Source organism: Micromonospora sp. DT47 (genome assembly GCF_049844475.1).
In the GTDB taxonomy this organism is placed as follows: domain Bacteria; phylum Actinomycetota; class Actinomycetes; order Mycobacteriales; family Micromonosporaceae; genus Micromonospora.
The window spans coordinates 390,796-404,522 of sequence record NZ_JBNCLC010000003.1 but is presented as its reverse complement, the minus strand read 5'-3'; the positions used below and the strand labels follow the sequence as shown (position 1 = coordinate 404,522).

The following is a 13,727-nucleotide window of genomic DNA, read 5'->3' as shown; positions in this document are numbered from 1 at the left end:
GTGACATCAGCTCCACAGCGTCCGCAGCCCCACCGCCCCGGACGGCCTCCTGGAGCGCACGACGGCCCAGGCCGGACCGCCCCGTAGAACCGGCGGGGAGAGCCGTGACCGTCCGCTCAGCGGCGGCGGCTGCGGGTTTCGAGGGCCTCGTTGAGCCGGCGCAGCATCGTTGCCAGGGTGTCCCGGTCGTCGCCGGTCCAGTCGGCGAGAAGGTCGCCGTAGAGCCGGGTGCGGGCCGCCTGGACGGCGGCCATCCGCTGCAGACCGGCGGCGGTGGGGGAGATGACCGTGCCGCGGCCATCCGCCGGATCGGGGGCGCGGGCGATCAGGCCGTCGCGCTGCATGGCGGAGACCTGCCGGGTCACCGTCGAGCCGTCCAGGTTGAGCCGGGCCGCGAGCGCCGAGACGTTCTGCGGGCCGGCGGCGCTCAGGTGCCGCAGGATCACGTACGCCGCCCGGTCCAGCACCCGGTGCTCCGCGGTGCCGGTGGCCCGGCGGGTCGCCTCGACCAGGCGCATCAGCAGGGCGACCTCGGTCTCGATCCGGCCGAGGGTGATCTCGTCCGGGTCCGTACCCGTCGCGTGGTCGTCGCTCATAACTGTATGATACAACAGAACTATCTGCACGATACAGCTAAATGGGAGGCGGTGGATGGTCGGCCTCCTCGAGACCGCGCTCGGTCTCGGCTTCGCCGTCGGCCCGCTGATCGGCGGCCTGCTCGGCGAGGTGAGCTGTCGGCTGCCGTTCTTCGCCTGCGGCGTCTTCATGGTGCTCGCCCTCGCGGTGTCCTCCCGCAAGCTGCGCGAGCCGGCCAATCGCCAGGCGCCCGTACGCGTGGGTCAGATTTTCGCCACCTACCGCAAGCCGGCGTTCATCACCCTCTGCGTGGTCACCGCTGGGGCCTCGGCCTGGTCGCCGGCATCCTGGTGATCGGCGGCCAACGCCAACCTCACCGACCCGGTCAGCCCAGCGCGCGCCAGAGCAGGTAGAGGCCGATCACCGTGCCGAAGGCGACGATCAGCGTCTTGAGCACCACCGGCGGCAGCCGCCGGACCAGCCTGGCCCCGACGTACCCGCCGACCAGGGTGGCCGGCGCCACCACCGAGACCGCCGCCCAGTTCACCGGGCCGAAGAGCGCGAAGATCGCCACCGTGGTCAGCCCGACCACCGCGGAGAGCAGGTTCTTGATCGCGGTCACCCGGGCCATCGTCGCGTCCAGCACCAGGGCCAGCCCGGCGACCAGCATCACCCCGAGCGCCGCGCCGAAGTAGCCGCCGTACACGGCGCCGAGGCCGACCATCGCCTGCACGGTGACCGTACGGCGGCGCGGCGACAGGTCGCGCGGATGCCCGACCAGCCGGCGCAGCGGATCCTGGAAGGCCAGCACCGCGGTCGCGCCGAGCACCAGGAACGGTACGACCAGCTCGAAGGCCCGGGCCGGGGTGGCCAGCAGCAGCAGGCAACCGAGCACGGTGCCGACGACCGTTGTGGGCACCAGCGCCGCCAGCCGGCGGGCCGGCGGCAGGTCCGCCCGGCTGCCCGCCACGCTGGCCAGGTAGCCGGGGCAGACCGAGACCGAGTTGCTGACGTTCGCCGGCACCGGCGGCAGGCCGACCGCGATCATGGCGGGGAAGGTGATGAGCGAACCGCCCCCGGCCACCGCGTTCATCGTTCCCGCGGCGAGACCGGCGGCGAGCAGGAGCGCGGCGTCCGAGAGATCCATGGGCCCCGAGGCTAGTACGCCCCGTTCCGCACCACGCGGCCGCACTTGCCCTGCGGCGGCTGCCGCAAGCACCGCCACCGCAGGAGCCCGCCCGTGGCGGCCCGGTTGATACCTCATGGGTCTCTTCGGACGATATAGCACCAATGACGCGGATGGTCCGAAGCGTGGCGGGCGGGGCGGGTCGCCCGGGGCGGAAATGAGATCCGCGGCCACGTCGTTAGGATGAAGGCGCGACGGACGAGTCGACCGGGCGGTCGCGTCGACGGGCTCCGGCCCGTCGCCGAGGAACGTCCGGACTCCACAGGGCAGGGTGGTTGCTAACGGCAACCCGGGGTGACCCGCGGGACAGTGCCACAGAAAACAGACCGCCGGCCCATCGGGTCGGTAAGGGTGAAACGGTGGGGTAAGAGCCCACCAGCACCCCGGGTGACCGGGGTGGCTCGGTAAACCCCACCCGGAGCAAGGCCAAGAAAGGGCCGTCACCGCAAGATGACGGCTCGGCGCAGACGCTCGAGGGCTGCCCGCCCGATGTCTGCGGGTAGGCCGCATGAGCCTGTCGGCGACGGCAGGCCGAGATGGATGGCCGCCGCCGGCGCGGATCCCGCGAGGGGTACGCGCTGGCACAGAATCCGGCGTACAGGTCGACTCGTCCGTCGCCCACCAGGTCGCAGCCTTGATCAAGGCTGCGACCTCGCTGTCTGCCGACTGTCGAGGCGGGCGGCCCGGTCAGCGGTAGAAGGTGCCGACCATGTTGCCGCTGGCGATCTCGTGGTCGACCAGCGCCTCGTGCACATCGGTCGCCTGCGGCGCGTCCGGCAGGTCGATCGGCTTCTCCAAGGCGTACAGCCGGAAGAAGTAACGGTGCGGATCCTCGTGCCGGGGCGGGTGTGGCCCGCCCCAACCTGTGCCGCCGAAGTCGTTGGGCCATTCGCGGCCGCCCGGCGGCGCCTCGCCCTCGCCGACGCCGCGGGACTGCGGATCGATCCCGGTCACCAGCCAGTGCAGGAACGGCGCCTTCCCGGCGTCCGGGTCCTCCACCAGCAGAACCAGCTCTGTGGTCGGCGCCGGGACGTCCGCCCATTCCAGCGGCGGTGACACGTTGCCGCCTTCGCGGGCGAAACGCGGGGGCAGCAGGTCATGGTCGTTGAACGCCGTACTGCGCAGCATGATCCCAGCCATCGGGTCATCGCCTCCTCTCCGTCCTGCGGCGCGTACCCCTCGGCATGGCGGCGAAACGGGGGCGGCGCCGGAGGCGTCAAACGCCGCCATCGCAGCCCTGTGGACCGAAGTGGACCCGCACCCTATGTAGAGTTGCGATATAGTCCCTGCCATGCGGATGACCATCCCGGTCGCCAAGGTGCTCTCGGCGCTGCTCGTCGAGCCCGACGCCGAGCGCTACGGCCTGGACCTGATGAAGCTGACCGGCCTGCCCAGCGGCACCCTCTACCCGGTGCTGCACCGGCTCCAGGACGCCGGCTGGCTTGCCGCCGACTGGGAGGCGGTCGATCCGGCCGCCGCCGGTCGGCCCGCCCGGCGCTACTACCGGCTCACCGCTGACGGGATGGTCGCCGCCCGGCAGGCGCTCGCCGAGCTGCGGGCGCTCACCCCCGAGGCCGGCCCGTCCTTCGGCGGCCCGGCAGGGGCCCCCGCATGGTGACCCGGCGCGTCGCCGAGGCCCTGCTCCGGGCGGCGGTCCGCCGCTGGCCCGCCGCGCTCCGCGACGAGCTGCACCGGGAGTGGGCGGCCGAGCTGCACGTGCTGGCGGAGCGCCGGCAACGGGCGCGGATGCTGCGCTTCGCGGCCAGCCTGGCGGCCAGCCGCCCGGCCACCCCGGTGGTGGACCGCGCGGTGTTCCACCGGCAGCTCCGGCGTACCGCTGCCGCGCTGCTGCTCGCCCCGGCCGCCTGCGTCGCGATCGTGGTCGCCGCGGCGGTGTTCGCGATGAACACGGTGTACCACGCACTGCTCCCGGTGGCCGGCTGGGCCGATGCGATGCAGCTGCCGCTCTGGTCCGCGCTGACCGCCGGGCTGGGCGTGCTGCTGGCCGTGCTCGTCGCCCGGGCGGCCCGGCACGGCGTACGGGTCGGTCCGCTGGCCACCGCGTTCGGCGTCGGGCTGCCCGTCGCGGCCGTCGTGCTGCTGGTGGAGTTCGGCGTCCTCGGCGCCGGCGAGAAGCTCGCCAACACCCTGCCGGGGGTGCTGTTCTGGTTGGTCGGGTTGACCCTGGCGATCTGGGCGGCGGCCGGGCTGGCCCGGCGGGGGCGGCTCCGCCTCGCCTGGACGGTCGGCGTGCTCGGGGCCTTCGTGGCGGCGGACGTCGCGGTGGTCCTCACCGTGGTCGCCAACATCCCCGCCGTCGACCCGCTGGCGTACGGCGGCGAATCGCCACCCGACGCCGTGGACCGGGTCTCCGCGCCGCTCTGGCTGCTCACCTGCTGGACGGACTCGTCCTTCGGGCTGCCCCGACCGACCAGCTGGGAACGGTTCCTCATCACCGACCTGGTGCTCACCGAGCCGAACTTCTACCTGGCCTGCACCCCGTACGCGTTGACCTGGGCGATCCGCACGGGGCGTGCCGAACCCGCCGGCGCGCCCGCGCCGGCCGCGGCGCCGGCCTGAGCCCGTCCGTGGAGGAGCCCGACGCCGGCCCGCGGTCAGCGCGCGGCGGCGAGGTCCTCCCAGGACATGCCGGCCGGCAGATACCAGGCGGTCGGGTCGTCGGCCAGCGCCCGGTCGATGACCAGCCGGGCGTGCGCGTCCAGCTCGGGCAACCGGTCCGCCGGGAACCACTCCACCGCGAGCGACTCGTCGTCGTTGACCCGGGCGGTACCGGAGACCAACCGGCAGCGGAAGCCGAGGTTGAGGTACTCGCACCGGTCGCCGTTGGGATAGGTGTGCGGGTGCGAGACGACGCTGCTCAGCCGTACCGGTTCGACCCGCAGGCCGGTCTCCTCCTCGACCTCGCGGACCACCGCGGTCGCCGGCTGCTCACCGGGCTCGACGAAGCCGCTGACCACCGACCAGCGGCCGTCGTCGGCGCGCTGGCCCAGCAGCAGCTCGCCGGCGGAGTTGCACACCACCGCGCTGACGCTCGGCAGCCACAGCAGGTCGTTGCCGACGTGCTTGCGCATCCGCAGGATGTAGTCCGGTACGCCCATCCGGCGACTCTAGCCGCTGGCGGCCGGCCGTCCCGTCCCGTCCGCGCCCGCCCGGCGGCCCGGGTGGTCGGCTGGACGGGCGACCATCCGGCTCACCCGGGTACGAGGGAACGTCCACCGCCGACCAGGCTCACGCCGGGCACTGCAGCCGCTCCAGTGCCGCCGGCCCGGACGTGCCACGCACCACCTGGGCGAAGCACCTCGTCACGGTGGCCCGCTGCCAACCGAAGACCGTCGAGGCGGTCTTCGCCACGCGTACCCGGAACACCAGCCGGACCCCGTCGCGGCCCGGCCCGGCACCCTCGAGGGTGAGCACCTCCACCCCGTCCACCGCCTCCGCGGTGCGGCGCAGCCGCTCCCGCGGGGCAGACGGATCGGCCAGCAGCTCGCCCCGCGCGCGCTGCGCAATCGCGGTCACCTCGCGGTCGGCCCGCCGTTCCAGCCGCTGCTGCGAGCGGTCGCGCAGCAACGGCACCGCCACCGTCAGCCCGACCACGGTGACGGTCACCGCCACCCCCGTGACGAGCAGTCCCCGCCGGGCCCGTGCTGATGTCCGTCCCCCGAAACGCATCGGTGAATTCTCCGCCACCGACCGTCCCGCCGGCTGCCCCGTCGGGCCGCCATGGATCCGCCGATCCGGCCCCCGGGCCCGGTACCACGTCTACTGTGGATGTCGTCGGCGACTTTTGGCGGTTCCGGTGGCGGCCGGGCTGCTTGCGGTGCACAGTGATCCCATGAACGACAGCGGAAGTGGTGGGCGCTACTACTGGTGCACACGACACCACCGGGTCGAGACCGATGCCGACGTGTGCCCTGCGAAGCACGTTCTCGGACCGTACGACTCGGCCGCCGACGCGGAGAACGCCCTGCAGAAGGTGCGGGAGCGCAACGAAGCGTGGGAGGCCGAGGACGCCCGTTGGGCCGGGGAGGGCTGAAAACGGCGCGGGACGGCCCGCGTCGAGGAACTCCGTGCCTCCGTGAGGAGGCACGCGGGAGCATGTCCCCCAAGGAGGGAACCGAGATGGCCGAAGCACGTAAGGCCACCACCCGCCCGGCCGCCAAAGGTACGACCGCGAAGAAGACCGCCGGGGCGAAACGGACCGTCGGCGCGACTACCGCCAGGACGGCGACGGTCACCAAGGCGTCCCCGAACGCCGCGGGCGCCGGAGCCGGCCGGGTCCCGGCGAAGAAGGCGGTCGCGAAGAAGGCCGCCGCCAAGAAGGTCGTGTCCGCGGCGAGGAAGGCGCCGGCCAGCAAGACCGCCGCGAAGAAGGCACCCGCCACCAAGGCCACCGCCAAGAAGGCACCCGCCAGGAAGACCACCGCGGTGGCGAAGAAGACTCCCGCGCGGAAGGCGGCGGCGAAGACCACGGCGGCGAAGAAGACCACGGCGGCGAAGAAGACCACGGCGGCGAAGAAGACCCCCGCGAAGACCACGGCCGCCACCCGGAAGGTCACCTCCACCGGGAAGAAGGCCACCGCGGCGGTGAAGAAGGCCGGCCCGGCGGCGAAGAAGACCGCCGCGAAGAAATCCACGACCGCGGCGAAGAAGGCCCCTGCGAAGAAAACCACCGCCACGAAGGCCGCCTCGACCCGCCCGACCGGGGGCGCCCGCAAGGCGGCGGCGAAGAAGGCTCCGGCGAAGAAGGCCACCGCCACCTCCTCGACCACCACGCGCAAGTCGGCGGCGAGGAAGGCGACCTCCGCGGCGTCGTCCGTAGGCCCCGTCGAGGCCAGGACGAGCACCTCGACGGGCACGCACAAGCGGCTCACCGCCGCCCGGAAGCCGGCCGGCACGAGGGTCGTCGCCGGACGCTCGACGGCGAAGCCGGCGAGCGGCCGGAAGGCGACCAGCTGACGTCGGGGCCTGCCCCTGACCGGAGGCACGCCGGGCCGGAGAGCGGATCGCCCGCCCCACTGCCAAGATTGACCCCGTGGTCATCCGACGCGTACTGGCGCCCCGCATCGACTTCGGCGCGCTGCGCCGCGAGCTGGGACTGCCCGAGAGCTTCCCGGCCGCGGCGCAGCGTGAGGCGGACGAGGCGGCCGCCGCGCCGCTGCCCGCCGGGGCCGACCGCACCGACGTCCCGTTCGTCACGGTAGACCCGGCGACCTCGCGCGACCTCGACCAGGCGATGCACCTCAGCCGCCGACCGGGCGGCGGCTACCGGGTGCGGTACGCGATCGCCGACGTCGCCGCGCACGTACGCCCGGGCGGCGCCCTGGAGGAGGAGACCTGGCGGCGCGGCCAGACCGTCTACCTGCCCGACGGCAACGTGCCGCTGCACCCGCACACCCTCAGCGAGGGCGCGGCCAGCCTGCTGCCGGACGCCGACCGGGCGGCCGTGGTCTGGACCATCGACCTCGACGGCGACGGCGCCACGGTCGCCGTCGCGCTGGAACGCGCCCGCGTCCGCAGCCGCGCCAAGCTGGACTACGTCGGCGTGCAGGCCGACGCCGACGCCGGGCGGCTGCCCGAGCCGATCGCGCTGCTGCCCGAGATCGGCGCCCTGCTCACCGCCCGCGGCCTGCGCCGCGGCGCGATCAACCTGCCGCTGCCGGAGCAGGACGTCGAACCGGACGGCGACGGCTGGCGGCTGGTGCTGCGCGGCCCCGTCCCGATGGAGGAACACAACGCACAGATCTCCCTGCTGACCGGGATGGCCGCCGCCGACATCATGCTGGCCGGGGGGGTCGGCCTGCTGCGCACCATGCCACCACCGAAGCCGGAGGCGGTGGCCCGGCTGCGCGCGGCGGCCGCCCCGCTGGGCGTGGACTGGCCGGACGGTGTGGGCGTGGGCGAGATCCTGGTCCGGCTGGACGCCTCCCAGCCGCGCGCCGCCGCCTTCATCGACCAGGCGGCCGAGCTGATGCGCGGGGCGGCGTACACCGCGTTCGACGGCGAACTGCCCGAGCAGCCGGAGCACGGCGGGGTCGCGGCCGCGTACGCCCACGTCACGGCCCCGCTGCGCCGGCTGGCCGACCGGTACGCGACGGAGGTCTGCCTCGCCCTGCACGAGGGCCGGCCGGTGCCCGACTGGGCGCGGGCGGCGCTGCCGAAGCTGCCCGAGGTGATGGCCACGACCGACCGGACCGCGGGCGCCGCCACCCGGGGCGCCATCGAGCTGGCCGAGGCGGTGCTGCTCGAACACCGGGTGGGGGAGACCTTCTCCGCCGCGGTGCTGGACACCGACGTCCCGGCCAACGGGCAGCAGAAGCCGGGCCGGCAGCCCGGCGGGACGGTGGCGCTGGACGACCCGCCGGTCCGTGCCCGCTGCACCGGCGAGCTGCCGCTCGGTGAGCGGGTCCGGGTACGCCTGGTGACCGCCGACCCGGAGCAGCGCAAGGTCCTCTTGAAGCTGGACTGAGCCGCGCCCGCGCCCGCCGCGGGCTCCGCGCTCGCGGCGGACGCTGCGCACACGCGTGGGTCGCGGTGCCGGGCGCAGCGGGGATTCTCACAGCGGCCGGCGCTGCTGCCGATCGCCGCGGTTTGCGAGGATGGCCGCATGGCTTACGACGCGACCACGCTGCCCGACGTGTCCGGGCTGACCATCGGCATCATCGGTGGCACCGGCGACCAGGGGCGGGGTCTCGCCTACCGGTTCGCCCGGGCCGGGCAGACCGTGCTGATCGGTTCCCGATTTGCCGAGCGGGCCGCGGAGGCCGCCGCCGAGATCGCGGCGCTGCCCGGGACGCCGGCCGGCGTGGACGTGACTGGCGCTGACAACGACGAGGTGGCCCGGCGCAGCGACGTGGTGGTCATCGCCGTGCCGTGGGACGGCCACGCCGTCACGGTCGCCGCTCTCGCCGAGCCGCTCGCCGGCAAGATCGTCGTCGACTGCGTCAACCCGCTCGGCTTCGACAAGCAGGGCCCGTACGCCCTGACCGTGCCCGAGGGCAGCGCCGTGCAGCAGGCCGCCGGGCTGCTCCCGGATTCCCGGGTGTGCGCGGCGTTCAACCACGTCAGCGCGCCGCTGCTGGCCGACCCGGAGATCGACCGGATCGAGCTCGACGTGCTCATCTGCACCGAGGACCGGGAACTCGTCGACATCGTCGGCGCGCTCGCCGCCCGGATCCCCGGCATGCGCGGCATCTACGCGGGCCGGCTGCGCAACGCCCACCAGATCGAGGCGTTCACCGCCAACCTGATCGCCATCAACAAGCGCTACAAGGCACACGCCGGCATCCGCGTCACCGACCTCTGAGCCGGGTCGGCCGAGCAGCGCAAGGCCGGCCGACCGTCCGTCGCGGGGCTCCACGCGTTCCCGGCCCACCGCGTCGCGCACTGTGGCCGGCCGAGCGCGTTCCGGGTGAGTCCGGATGCGAGGGACTCACGTCCGCCGGTGGTAGGGGTTGCGACGGGGCACGCCCTGCGGGTCCAACCAGGCGGGCGGCACGAACTCGGGCCGCCCGTCGGCGGCGATCCTGACGCGCCAGTCGCTGTGGTGCATCTGCCGGTGATGGTGGCGGCAGAGCAGGACGGAATTGCGCAGTGCGGTCTTCCCGCCGTCGGCCCAGTGCACCACGTGGTGGCCGTCGCACCAGCGGGGCGGGCGGTCGCAGCCGGGAAAGGCACAGCCGTTGTCGCGCAACACGAGGGCCCGTCGGAGCGGTCCGGTGATGAGGCGACGCTGCCGTCCAAGGTCGAGGATCTTACCGTTTCCGCCGAGGACCGCCGGCAGGACGGCCGCGTCGCAGGCCAGCCGGCGAACCGTGGCGGGGGTCAGGGCCGTGCCGGTGTCGAGGCTGCCGACACCGAGCTGCCGGCTCACCGCGTCGTAGCTGGTGGTGACCACGATCTGCGCCGCATCGCCGCCGTGCTCGGGCAGTTCCTCGGACCGCAGGGCGAGTCGGCAGAGGTCGCCGAGCGCGTCGTGGCGGCGCTGCCCGGGCGTACGGCTGTCATCCGACCCTGCCGGTGTTGTCAGCGGCGCGAGTGCGGAGGTGAGCGACGCGGCTGTCTCCGCGTCCAGGGTGCCCGCGAGCCGGAACCGCCCGTCGTGCAGGTCAGAAAGGGTGAGGTGGCGGTCGCGGGCAGCCCGCGCCTCCTCCGAATCGAGGGCGGCCCGGGCGACCGCGTCCGCGGTCGGCGCCGTCGCGCCGAGCGCTGCGGCGTCTGCCACCAGGCGGCGAGCCCGGCCAATGGGGAGCCGCCACCTCTCCCGGAGCCAGACGGCGGTGGAGGAGGCGCCGTGGGGTACGGCGACACCGCTGCCGTCGAACTCCCGGACCAGGGTCAGCTTGACCGTCGCCAGGCATTGCTCCAAGGCATGCACGGCATCGAGGGCCGCCACGAGCTCAGCGTCGGACAGAGACCAGGCAGGGGTGCCGGTAGCGGCCCGCACCGCCCAATCCGCCCGCCCCAGCTCATCGATCACGCCAACAGATTAGAACAGGTGTACGACGAAATCGGCCCCGCGGCGACGCTGTCGTACCGGCGGGGCATCATCGCGGGATGGAATGGCAACTGGTGATCGACTGTCGGGACCCGGCACGGCTCGTCGCGTTCTGGGCGGAGGCGCTGCGGTACCGGCCGCAGCCGCCGCCGGAAGGGCACCCGACCTGGCGGGACTGGTACCTGGCGGTCGGCGTTCCGGCCGACGAACTCGGCGAGGGCGACTCCCTGGACCGGTTGGAGGATCCGACCGGGGCGGGGCCACGGATCTGGTTCCAGCCGGTGCCGGAGCTGAAGTCGGTCAAGAACCGGCTGCACATCGACCTGAAGGTGGGTGGTGGCCGGGCGGTCCCCCTGGCAGAGCGGCGGACCAGGGTCGACGCCGAGGTGGACCGGCTGACGGCCCTCGGGGCTCGGGTGCTTGGAGCGATGGACGACCCGGAGAACGACTACTACTCGGTCCAGCTCGCCGACCCGGAGGGCAACGAGTTCTGCGTGGGCTGATGCGCCCGACCGGCCGGTCCGCCCGACGACGACAGCGCGGCGGGTCGGGTGCCGGAGGACGCGAGGGGAGCGGTGCGGGCCCGTGCCGCCCCGCTCCCCGTCGTACGTCAGAAGGTGTGCTCGGCGGCGGGGAACTGGCCGCCGCGGACCTCGTCGGCGAACCGGTGGGTGGCCTCGGTCAGCGCCCCGGCCAGGTCGGCGTAGCGCTTGACGAAGCGCGGCGCCTTGCCGGTGCGCAGGCCGGCCATGTCCTGCCAGACCAGCACCTGGGCGTCGGTGTCCGGGCCGGCGCCGATGCCCACCGTCGGGATCGTCAGCTCCGCGGTGATCCGCTTGGCCACCTCGCCCGGCACCATCTCCAGCACCACCGCGAAGGCGCCCGCCTCGGCCACCGCGCGGGCGTCGGCGAGCACCTCGTCGGCGGTGTCGCCCCGCCCCTGCACCCGGTAGCCGCCCAGGGTGTGCTCGCTCTGCGGGGTGAAGCCGATGTGCGCCATCACCGGGATGCCGGCGCCGACGATCGCCGCGATCTGCTCCGCGCAGCGCCGCCCGCCCTCCAGCTTGACGGCGTGGCAGCCGCCCTCCTTCATGAACCGCACCGCCGTGCGCAGTGCCTGCGCCGGGCCCTCCTCGTACGAGCCGAACGGCAGGTCGCCGACGATCAGCGAGTGCCGGGTCGCCCGGACCACGGCCCGGACCAGCGGCAGCAGCTCCTCGGCGGTCACCGGCAGGGTGGTCTCGTAGCCGAAGACGTTGTTCGCCGCCGAGTCGCCGACCAGCAGCACCGGGATGCCGGCCTGGTCGAAGATCGACGCGGTGTACTGGTCGTACGAGGTGAGCATCGACCAGCGGTCGCCACGCTCCTTGGCGGCGATCAGGTCGCGGGTGCGTACCCGCCGGGTGGCCGGGCCGCCGTAGAGGGCGGTCACCTCGGTCGGGGTGGACTCCACCATCACTGTCTCCTTTCCTCGAGGCCGCCTGCGCGGTCCCCGGGTTCCGCCGCGATCGTCCCACCGGCGCACCCGGTCACGGCAGGGCGGAGTGGAGGATTTCACTCCGCCCCGCCCCGCGACGCGACAGGAACGAGATCAGCCGTGCTCGCGCCAGCGGTTGGTGATCGGCAGCCGGCGGTCCCGGCCGAACGCCTTCATGGAGATCTTCGTGCCCGGGGCGGACTGCCGGCGCTTGTACTCGGCGGTGTCCACCAGTCGGAGCACCTTGTCGACCACGGCGGGGTCGTGGCCGGACCCCACCAGCCCGTCCCGGCCCAGGTCGCCGTCGACGTAGCCGATCAGGATCGGGTCGAGCACGTCGTAGTCCGGCAGGCTGTCGCTGTCCAGCTGGCCCGGGCTCAGCTCGGCCGACGGCGGCTTGCCGATCGAGCTCTCCGGGATCGGGGCGGTCTCGCCCCGGCGCTCGGCGTCGGCGTTGCGCCACTTCGCCAGCCGCCAGATCAGCGTCTTCCACACGTCCTTGACCGGGTTGAAGCCGCCGACCGAGTCGCCGTACAGGGTGGAGTAACCCACCGCCAGCTCGCTCTTGTTGCCGGTGGTGAGGACGAGGTGTCCCTCCTGGTTCGACAGCGCCATCAGGATGACGCCGCGGACCCGGGCCTGGAGGTTCTCCACCGTCACCCCGGAGAGCGACATGTTCGCCAGGAAGGTGTCCACCATCGGCTGGATCGGCTCGATCCGGTAGTCCAGCCCGGTCCGCTTGGCGAGGTCCTCGGCGTCGGCCCGGGAGTGCTCCGAGGAGTGCTGGCTGGGCAGCGACACCCCGACCACCCGCTGCGGCCCGAGCGCGTCGACGGCGAGCGCGGCCACCACCGCCGAGTCGATGCCGCCGGAGAGGCCGAGCACCACCGACGGGAACTTGTTCTTGTTGACGTAGTCGCGCAGGCCGAGCACCAGCGCCTGCCACACCTCGGCCTCGTCGGCGACCGGTTCCATCACGCCGCCGCCGGCCGCCGGGCCCGTCGGGGCCGGCGGGACGGACCCGACGGTACGGCGGACCAACCGCATGCCGTCGGCCAGCTCCTCGTCGTCCGCCCCGTGCGGACCCGCCTCGGGCAGCTCGACGTCGTGCACCAGCAGGTGCTCGACGAACTGCGGCGCCCGGGTGAGCAGGGTGCCGTCGGGCGTGACGATCATCGAGTCGCCCTCGAAGACCAGCTCGTCCTGGCCGCCGATCATGTTGACGTACGCGATCGGTGCGCCGGCCTCGGCGGCCCGGCGGCGGACCAGCGGCAGCCGGATGTCGTCCTTGTTCAGCTCGTACGGCGAGCCGTTGATGTTGACCACCAGGCCGACCCCGGCCTGCCGGGCCACCGCGAACGGCCCGCCGGCCTGCCAGAGGTCCTCGCAGATGGTCAGCGCGACGTCCACCCCGCCGACCCGCACCACGGTGAGGGTGTCGCCGGGCACGAAGTAGCGGTCCTCGTCGAAGACGCCGTAGTTGGGCAGGTGGTGCTTGAAGTAGGTGGCCACGATGCCGCCCTCGTGCAGCAGCGCGGCGGCGTTGCGGGCGCCCCGGCCCGGCTCGGCGTCCCCGCTGATCTGCGGCGGGCCGTCCGCGTCGAGGTAGCCGACCACCACCGGCAGGTCGCCGAGGCCGTCGGCGGCCAGGTCGGCGGCGAGCCGCTCCAGCGTCGTCTTGGACGCGGCGACGAAGGAGCGGCGGAAGACCAGGTCCTCGACCGGGTACCCGGTCAGCATCATCTCCGGGAAGGCGACGAGCTGGGCGCCGGCGTCGGCGGAGCGCCGGGTCCAGGCGCGGACCAGTTCGGCGTTGCCGGCGAGGTCGCCGACGGTCGGGTTGACCTGACAGAGAGCGAGACGCAGGGTGGGCATGCCCTCATCTTGCCCCAGTGCCCGGACGCCGATCCGGCACGCCGGAAGAGACGGCGGACACCCTGCGCCGGGCGGGGAGGCGGGGCCGGCGTCGCGGG

At 73.7% G+C, this 13,727-nt stretch carries 16 protein-coding genes and 1 other RNA gene; 9 read left to right on the top strand and 8 right to left on the bottom strand.

All coding sequences use genetic code 11. The features are described 5' to 3' along the window. Positions 1-116: 116 nt before the first annotated feature. Positions 117-596: a MarR family winged helix-turn-helix transcriptional regulator gene (locus tag ACLQ2U_RS06945; protein WP_425749697.1), complete on the bottom strand. Its 480-nt coding sequence runs from the start codon at positions 594-596 to the stop codon at positions 117-119. A 55-nt stretch (positions 597-651) separates the two neighbouring features. Between ACLQ2U_RS06945 and ACLQ2U_RS06940 the strand changes: the two genes are divergently transcribed. Next, complete coding sequence (locus ACLQ2U_RS06940; RefSeq protein WP_425749696.1) at positions 652-930, top strand: MFS transporter; 279 nt, start codon at positions 652-654, stop codon at positions 928-930. Between the two features lie 31 nt (positions 931-961). Here ACLQ2U_RS06940 and ACLQ2U_RS06935 read toward each other — a convergent pair whose 3' ends face one another. Continuing rightward, positions 962-1,723, bottom strand: coding sequence for a sulfite exporter TauE/SafE family protein (locus ACLQ2U_RS06935; protein ID WP_425749695.1), 762 nt, complete (start codon positions 1,721-1,723; stop codon positions 962-964). 238 nt (positions 1,724-1,961) lie between these two features. Between ACLQ2U_RS06935 and rnpB the strand changes: the two genes are divergently transcribed. Continuing rightward, positions 1,962-2,376: RNase P RNA component class A (rnpB, locus tag ACLQ2U_RS06930), an RNA gene on the top strand. Between the two features lie 73 nt (positions 2,377-2,449). Here the strand turns inward: rnpB and ACLQ2U_RS06925 are convergent. Continuing rightward, the gene (locus ACLQ2U_RS06925; RefSeq protein WP_425749694.1) at positions 2,450-2,902 is read right to left on the bottom strand and encodes a YbhB/YbcL family Raf kinase inhibitor-like protein; all 453 of its coding nucleotides are present in this window, start codon (positions 2,900-2,902) and stop codon (positions 2,450-2,452) included. 151 nt (positions 2,903-3,053) lie between these two features. Between ACLQ2U_RS06925 and ACLQ2U_RS06920 the strand changes: the two genes are divergently transcribed. Next, positions 3,054-3,380 (top strand): PadR family transcriptional regulator, encoded by a 327-nt coding sequence (locus ACLQ2U_RS06920; protein ID WP_425749693.1) that lies wholly within the window; start codon positions 3,054-3,056, stop codon positions 3,378-3,380. Beyond that, the gene (locus tag ACLQ2U_RS06915) at positions 3,374-4,342 is read left to right on the top strand and encodes a hypothetical protein (RefSeq protein WP_425749692.1); all 969 of its coding nucleotides are present in this window, start codon (positions 3,374-3,376) and stop codon (positions 4,340-4,342) included. The genes ACLQ2U_RS06920 and ACLQ2U_RS06915 overlap by 7 nt, the downstream gene beginning before the upstream one ends. Positions 4,343-4,377: 35 nt before the next feature. Here the strand turns inward: ACLQ2U_RS06915 and ACLQ2U_RS06910 are convergent, their stop codons facing one another. Both ACLQ2U_RS06910 and ACLQ2U_RS06905 read right to left on the bottom strand, forming a co-directional pair. Beyond that, the gene (locus ACLQ2U_RS06910; protein ID WP_425749691.1) at positions 4,378-4,881 is read right to left on the bottom strand and encodes an NUDIX hydrolase; all 504 of its coding nucleotides are present in this window, start codon (positions 4,879-4,881) and stop codon (positions 4,378-4,380) included. A gap of 130 nt (positions 4,882-5,011) precedes the next feature. After that, positions 5,012-5,452: a hypothetical protein gene (locus ACLQ2U_RS06905; protein ID WP_425749690.1), complete on the bottom strand. Its 441-nt coding sequence runs from the start codon at positions 5,450-5,452 to the stop codon at positions 5,012-5,014. Between the two features lie 163 nt (positions 5,453-5,615). Between ACLQ2U_RS06905 and ACLQ2U_RS06900 the strand changes: the two genes are divergently transcribed. From ACLQ2U_RS06900 to npdG, 4 genes are all read left to right on the top strand, one after another. Further along, a complete protein-coding gene (locus ACLQ2U_RS06900; RefSeq protein WP_425749689.1) occupies positions 5,616-5,816 on the top strand; it encodes a hypothetical protein in 201 nt (66 codons plus the stop codon). 86 nt (positions 5,817-5,902) lie between these two features. After that, the gene (locus tag ACLQ2U_RS06895) at positions 5,903-6,739 is read left to right on the top strand and encodes a histone (RefSeq protein ID WP_425749688.1); all 837 of its coding nucleotides are present in this window, start codon (positions 5,903-5,905) and stop codon (positions 6,737-6,739) included. Between the two features lie 76 nt (positions 6,740-6,815). Then, positions 6,816-8,249 (top strand): RNB domain-containing ribonuclease, encoded by a 1,434-nt coding sequence (locus ACLQ2U_RS06890; protein WP_425749687.1) that lies wholly within the window; start codon positions 6,816-6,818, stop codon positions 8,247-8,249. Between the two features lie 138 nt (positions 8,250-8,387). After that, entirely contained in the window at positions 8,388-9,086 is a 699-nt protein-coding gene (gene npdG / locus ACLQ2U_RS06885; RefSeq protein ID WP_425749686.1) for an NADPH-dependent F420 reductase, read from the top strand. A gap of 126 nt (positions 9,087-9,212) precedes the next feature. Here the strand turns inward: npdG and ACLQ2U_RS06880 are convergent, their stop codons facing one another. Beyond that, positions 9,213-10,175 (bottom strand): DUF222 domain-containing protein, encoded by a 963-nt coding sequence (locus ACLQ2U_RS06880; protein ID WP_425749685.1) that lies wholly within the window; start codon positions 10,173-10,175, stop codon positions 9,213-9,215. Between the two features lie 161 nt (positions 10,176-10,336). Here ACLQ2U_RS06880 and ACLQ2U_RS06875 point away from each other — a divergent pair, with 161 nt between their 5' ends. Continuing rightward, on the top strand, positions 10,337-10,780 hold the full coding sequence (locus tag ACLQ2U_RS06875) for a VOC family protein (RefSeq protein ID WP_425749684.1): 444 nt from the start codon (positions 10,337-10,339) through the stop codon (positions 10,778-10,780). Between the two features lie 107 nt (positions 10,781-10,887). Here ACLQ2U_RS06875 and panB read toward each other — a convergent pair whose 3' ends face one another. Continuing rightward, positions 10,888-11,733, bottom strand: a complete 846-nt coding sequence (gene panB, locus ACLQ2U_RS06870) for a 3-methyl-2-oxobutanoate hydroxymethyltransferase (protein ID WP_425749683.1) — start codon at positions 11,731-11,733, stop codon at positions 10,888-10,890. A 135-nt stretch (positions 11,734-11,868) separates the two neighbouring features. Next, positions 11,869-13,629, bottom strand: coding sequence for an NAD+ synthase (locus ACLQ2U_RS06865; RefSeq protein WP_425749682.1), 1,761 nt, complete (start codon positions 13,627-13,629; stop codon positions 11,869-11,871). Positions 13,630-13,727: the final 98 nt, after the last annotated feature.

Excerpts from the sequence above, each read along its gene's own strand:
- panB (WP_425749683.1), bottom strand. The coding sequence starts at position 11,733 with ATGGTGGAGTCCACCCCGACCGAGGTGACCGCCCTCTACGGCGGCCCG.
- ACLQ2U_RS06935 (WP_425749695.1), bottom strand. The coding sequence starts at position 1,723 with ATGGATCTCTCGGACGCCGCGCTCCTGCTCGCCGCCGGTCTCGCCGCG.
- ACLQ2U_RS06905 (WP_425749690.1), bottom strand. The coding sequence starts at position 5,452 with ATGCGTTTCGGGGGACGGACATCAGCACGGGCCCGGCGGGGACTGCTC.
- ACLQ2U_RS06925 (WP_425749694.1), bottom strand. The coding sequence starts at position 2,902 with ATGGCTGGGATCATGCTGCGCAGTACGGCGTTCAACGACCATGACCTG.
- ACLQ2U_RS06875 (WP_425749684.1), top strand. The coding sequence starts at position 10,337 with ATGGAATGGCAACTGGTGATCGACTGTCGGGACCCGGCACGGCTCGTC.
- npdG (WP_425749686.1), top strand. The coding sequence starts at position 8,388 with ATGGCTTACGACGCGACCACGCTGCCCGACGTGTCCGGGCTGACCATC.
- ACLQ2U_RS06910 (WP_425749691.1), bottom strand. The coding sequence starts at position 4,881 with ATGGGCGTACCGGACTACATCCTGCGGATGCGCAAGCACGTCGGCAAC.
- ACLQ2U_RS06915 (WP_425749692.1), top strand. The coding sequence starts at position 3,374 with ATGGTGACCCGGCGCGTCGCCGAGGCCCTGCTCCGGGCGGCGGTCCGC.
- ACLQ2U_RS06900 (WP_425749689.1), top strand. The coding sequence starts at position 5,616 with ATGAACGACAGCGGAAGTGGTGGGCGCTACTACTGGTGCACACGACAC.
- ACLQ2U_RS06865 (WP_425749682.1), bottom strand. The coding sequence starts at position 13,629 with ATGCCCACCCTGCGTCTCGCTCTCTGTCAGGTCAACCCGACCGTCGGC.
- ACLQ2U_RS06940 (WP_425749696.1), top strand. The coding sequence starts at position 652 with ATGGTCGGCCTCCTCGAGACCGCGCTCGGTCTCGGCTTCGCCGTCGGC.
- ACLQ2U_RS06895 (WP_425749688.1), top strand. The coding sequence starts at position 5,903 with ATGGCCGAAGCACGTAAGGCCACCACCCGCCCGGCCGCCAAAGGTACG.
- ACLQ2U_RS06945 (WP_425749697.1), bottom strand. The coding sequence starts at position 596 with ATGAGCGACGACCACGCGACGGGTACGGACCCGGACGAGATCACCCTC.
- ACLQ2U_RS06920 (WP_425749693.1), top strand. The coding sequence starts at position 3,054 with ATGCGGATGACCATCCCGGTCGCCAAGGTGCTCTCGGCGCTGCTCGTC.